This is a genomic window from Clostridium sp. UBA6640 (genome assembly GCF_002455975.1).
Lineage (GTDB): Bacteria > Bacillota > Clostridia > Clostridiales > Clostridiaceae > Clostridium_J.
The window spans coordinates 1-5,315 of the sequence record NZ_DKLM01000084.1 but is presented as its reverse complement, the minus strand read 5'-3'; the positions used below and the strand labels follow the sequence as shown (position 1 = coordinate 5,315).

Sequence of the window (5,315 nt, the reverse complement as noted above, 5' to 3'; positions counted from 1 at the left end):
TTTATATCAGACAAGGCGTCAGGTTCCGCTCATAGTGGTATGCTATGAGTGGGTTCTGACAACGCAGTATGATGAAAAATAGGCTAACATACTGGTCTATTATTTTTTGAAGATGCCTTAACTTAAAATCACTTTTTTAGTTAAGGATACTATTGTGAAATTAAATCTGAAAGGATTGATATTATGTCTAGAAAAACTAAAAATAATCGTAATAAATATAAAAATTATCAATGTAGCCCTATAGGTTTGAATAGCTATGGAATGCTTAAGTGCAAGATCATAGATTATGTGGAAGATAGAGAGAATGAAAAAAGTCCTCATTTTCAAATCCACGTTCAAGCAAATAATGATCATTATAAATTATCTATAAATGTTAAATCTGCTGAGGAACCTAGTAAATTAAGATTTTATTTAAATAAAGATTTTATTCATCCTATTATCTCAAAGATAATTGATATACCATATGGATTTTCTTATAGTTTTGAATACACTTTAGATTATGTCCGAGGAAATCTTGGCTTTACTAAAGAAGATATGATTACTTTACCTTATGATGCAGACGGCTATGATAATGATATCACAGATAAATTTGTTCAGATAATAAGCGATGCAAGGAATAAAAATGCTGACCTATATGCTTTTGGAGCAAAATGGTCACCTGGAACATATAAATCAAACAGAGATATCGGCTCATTTAAATTAGTGCCTAATTGTGGTATGCATAATATCCATATGAATCAAGGTAATAAAGGAGAGCATCAATATGAAAATGGGGTTTATCAAGACGGTGGGCTTTTAATACATTATCCATCTCAAAATACATGGACAGCAATATTTCTTGCTTTTCAATCTCAATCATGGGATACAGATAATAATACTGGAATGGCTAAAGATTAAAGAAGTTATAGCTTTAAATATTTAAGATGTTATAAAAGGAGAGAATATTACCTTTTATAAGTAATATTCTCTCAAATCAAATTACTTTTCTATATTATATGTCCACTTAAATATACCTTAATTCATATGATCTAAATTAATATCCTTTATTTAAATCTACAACATTAAATAAATTTTCATTATTTTTATAATGACTTAAATTTTTATATACAGTAGTAAATCTTCGTTCATTTCTCATTTCCGAAATCCATGAATTATGGGAATTTATTATTACATTTTCTAATTCCCAAAGGATACTATTTTCATTTAATGGTTCTTCCTCAAAAACATCTAGTGCTGCAAAGGAAATTTTACCTGCTTTCAAAGCTTCAATAAGTGAATTTTCATCTATTATACTTCCCCTTGCTACATTCACTAAAAATACTCCATCTTTCATTTTATTTATAGTATCTTTATCTATTAAATGATGAGTTTTTTCTGTATAAGGTATAGTTATGACTACAACATCACTAGTATGAAGTACTTTATCTAATTCATTTATAGAATAGCATTTATGAAAGTACTCTTCTTCATGACCTGAGGTATTAATTCCCAATATATTAGCTTCAAAACCTTGAAGTCTTTTAGCCCCTTCCTTTGCAAGACTTCCCGTACCTATAAAGGTAACTGTCTTTCCATAAAGCTCTAGTAGGGAGGTATCCATCTTCCATTTGTGAAGTCTTTGGTTTTCATAAGAAGCTTTACTTTTTTTAAGCATTTCTAATATTTTTAGTACAATCCATTCTCCTATAGGAATGCTATATCCACCTTTATTATTACAAAGTATTATATTTTTCTCTTTTATGATATCTTTAGGCACTTGATCTATTCCTATGCTAGATAATAATATTAATTTTAAGCTTTTCATTTTCATTATATCTAAGGTTTCAAAGGGATTATAGCAAACTAATATTTCTACATCATCTAATTCTTCACTGTAGGTTATAGTTTTTTCATCTTTAATTATGACTTCATAACCTAAGTCTTCTATTGCCTTAATCTTTTCTTTGCCATAATTATAAGTAAATAATGCTTTCATAAATATACCTCCAAACTTTTATATTACTAAGTACAAGTCAATTAATCATAGCTTTAAACTAATAAAAAACTTTATAAAATTATTACTTAACAATTAGCCTTTAAAATAAACTGCCTTATAGAAATCCATAAGGCAGTTATCAATTTGGCATATGAAAGAAAATAATTAGTCAAAGATGGATGTAAAATAGACTATCATACTGGTTAGTTATTGTTTTGAATATGCCTTATTTAAATACATTCTCTAAGTTATTAAATAGGCTGCTATTTGCTTTAATTTTATTATCATTTCCTAATACAGCATAAAAATTCTTATCCATTATATCTTCCATCATTTTTGCATAATCTTTTATATCTTTTTCTGTTGTGCTTAAAACTTCTTCTCTTTCTTTTATTCTATCTTCTTTAGTAATATGTCTTAAGTAAAAGGCTACAGCTCTCTCCCCTTTCATTGAAGGTGTTAGAGGTGAATCTAATTCACTAATTGTACCTATAATATATTTAGTCATTTCTCTCTCAGAGGTAGAAAAGTTTTTAATATAATTTACAACATTATCATAAGCTTTTAAAGTTTCAGCTAAATTAGGATCTCTATAGGATACAAATACTAAATTTCCGCTTCTAACTAAATTTGCAAAGCCACCATAAGCTCCGCCTTGAACTCTTACTTTATTCCATAAGTAGTCAAGACTCATTATTGTCTTTAACACTAATAATTTTCCACTGTATTTATAACCTAATTTCTTTAAGTTATATCCTTTAGCTACGTATTGAACATTTGAAGAAGTTAATAATCCTTCGTTTTTTTGTTCTTCTTCAAACTTATAATGCTGCTTTTCATATTTTTCATCTTTTAAATCTTTAACTAATATATCTATATTTTCTCCTAGGATATTAAATTCTTCTTTCTCACCTGTAATAGCTACCATTAGATTACTCTTATTAAATATAACTTTTTTAACATGTTCCAGCTTTTCTATAACTTCATCTATTTTACTATCAAAGTTTTCTTCTATATCCTTTATAAACTTATAATATTCATAACCAGAGATATATTCCATATACTTAGCGGCTGGTGTATAATATGAGTTTAGTCTTGAAGCAGCTACTTGATGCCCTCTATCAATCATTTTCATTTCTATTCTAGATTTTAATTGCTGAACAATTTCTCTTATACGTCTTTTATTTTTAAAATTGGTATAGTTAAATATCTCTGATAATAGCTCTAATTGATGAGGAATTTTATCCACAATCCCTTTAGAATAACCCACAATATATGGATAATACTTGTTAGTATCTAAATCATCTGCAAATATTTCGCTCTTAAAATAAATTCCACCTGTATTAATTAACATTTCATTAGATAAATCAACATAGGATTTTTTATCTGTATCAAGTTTTCCTAATAACGAAGAAAGTAAACTTGCATAAGGTATATACTGCTCTTCTAGGCACATAGCATCGAAATGAATATTTATATATGCTATTTTGCTACTAAAAGTGTCATGCCATAAAACTTTAACTCCATCGATCTCTTTATCTACTACTTCTAAATCATCAACAGTTTTTTCTATGTCTGTTAATGAGAGCATAGGAATTGTTTCTAATACTTCTGGTGAATCAGGCGTATTTTGACGTTCCATTAAAGAATTAGTTTGTTTTATTATATTTCCAATTTCCTCATCACTTAAAGTTTCTTTATAAGCTTTTAGCTTTTCGCAAGTTTTCTTATCTATTTCTTCTGCTAATCCTTTTTTAGGTTTTAATATTAACAATGATGAGTGATTATTATTTAATAAATATTTGCTAATAAGCTCCTCAAAATAATTTGTAGTTAATGCAGTTTTCATTTTATCAATCATTTCATCATATTCTAAATGGATTGTAGGGCTCTTTCCATATAACCAACTATCCATAAGAGATATATGATAAAACAGTCCTTTAGGGAATCCTTGAAGATCCGCTTCTCTTAATCTAAATTCTGTTATGTTAATACAAGCCTCTATAAGCTTCTTATCTATTCCGTTATCTACAAGTTCCTTTAAAGTATCATAAACAATTCTTTCAAATTCTTCTTTTTTACTTTCATCTGAATTTTTAACTACTATACTAAATATAGGCTGCAGTATACTTGCATCTAAACTTCCATATACATCTTTACCTATATTAGCATCTAATAATGCTTTTTTAAGTGGAGCACCTTGAGTTTCTAATAATAAGTATTCTAGAGTATCTAGAGCTAAATGTACTTCAGGTTCATAGGCTCTTCCTGTTACAAAATTTAAAGCCATGAAAGTTTTATCTTTTTCATTATCGTCTATAGCTATAGGATATTCTTCTACAATTTCCAATTTTTCTTTAGGTGGAGATTGAAGTTCTATATTTGAATCTATATTTTTATGTTCAAAATTACTTAGATATTCTTCATTTATAAACTTTAGGCAATTGTCTAAATGCATATCTCCATACAAGAAAATATAGCTGTTAGATGGATGATAATATTTACTGTGGAATGCTAAAAATTCTTCATAAGTTAAATCTGGAATATGCTCAGGATCTCCACCTGATTCTACTCCGTAGGTTGTATCAGGGAATAGGCCTTCCTGAATTTTTCTCATTAGCACTCCTTCTGGTGAAGAAAATGCACCTTTCATTTCATTGTATACAACACCTTTATAGGTTAAATCGTCTTCTTTATTTTCAAGCTCATAATGCCAGCCTTCTTGCATTAATATTTCTGGCTCATTATATATGTTAGGATAAAATACAGCATCTAAATATACGTCCATTAAATTTAAGAAGTCTTTTTCATTCTTACTAGCAAGAGGATATATAGTCTTATCCGAAAAAGTCATAGCATTTAAAAATGTGTTTAAAGACCCTTTTATAAGTTCAACAAAAGGTTCTTTTGTTGGAAATTTTCTTGAACCACAAAGTACACTATGCTCTAATATATGTGCTATCCCTGTACTGTCTTCTGGTGGGGTTTTAAATCCTATTGAAAAAACTTTATTGTTATCATCATTTTCTAGATGTAGTAACCTTGCTTTAGTCTTTTCATGTTCGAAAATTCTTGATATTGAATTTATTTCTTTTATATTTTTTTCTTCTATAAGTCTAAATCCATTATAAATTTTATTTACTTCATATCCCATGAAATCACTCCTAACTTTATTCCATTATATCAAACATACATAAAGGAAACACTTATCCCTTTAAATATATTTTACTTACTTAAAGTTTAATATTCATTTAAATACTTATATTATAACTTACATAAATAATTTTTATATCCTTAAATTTTAATGACTTCTTTATTATAAAGAAGTCATTAAAATTTA

Annotated in this window: 3 protein-coding genes; 1 reads left to right on the top strand and 2 read right to left on the bottom strand. The window is 27.7% G+C overall.

Annotation, left to right across the window (positions count from 1 at the left end; genetic code table 11):
* Positions 1-183: 183 nt before the first annotated feature.
* Complete coding sequence (locus tag B2W91_RS09995; protein ID WP_291580449.1) at positions 184-897, top strand: YukJ family protein; 714 nt, start codon at positions 184-186, stop codon at positions 895-897.
* A gap of 136 nt (positions 898-1,033) precedes the next feature.
* On the opposite strand, the gene B2W91_RS09990 is transcribed toward B2W91_RS09995, so the two are convergent.
* Positions 1,034-1,981 (bottom strand): phosphoglycerate dehydrogenase, encoded by a 948-nt coding sequence (locus B2W91_RS09990; protein WP_291580451.1) that lies wholly within the window; start codon positions 1,979-1,981, stop codon positions 1,034-1,036.
* Positions 1,982-2,201: 220 nt separating this feature from the next.
* Positions 2,202-5,129, bottom strand: coding sequence for an insulinase family protein (locus tag B2W91_RS09985; protein ID WP_291580448.1), 2,928 nt, complete (start codon positions 5,127-5,129; stop codon positions 2,202-2,204).
* Positions 5,130-5,315 lie beyond the last annotated feature (186 nt).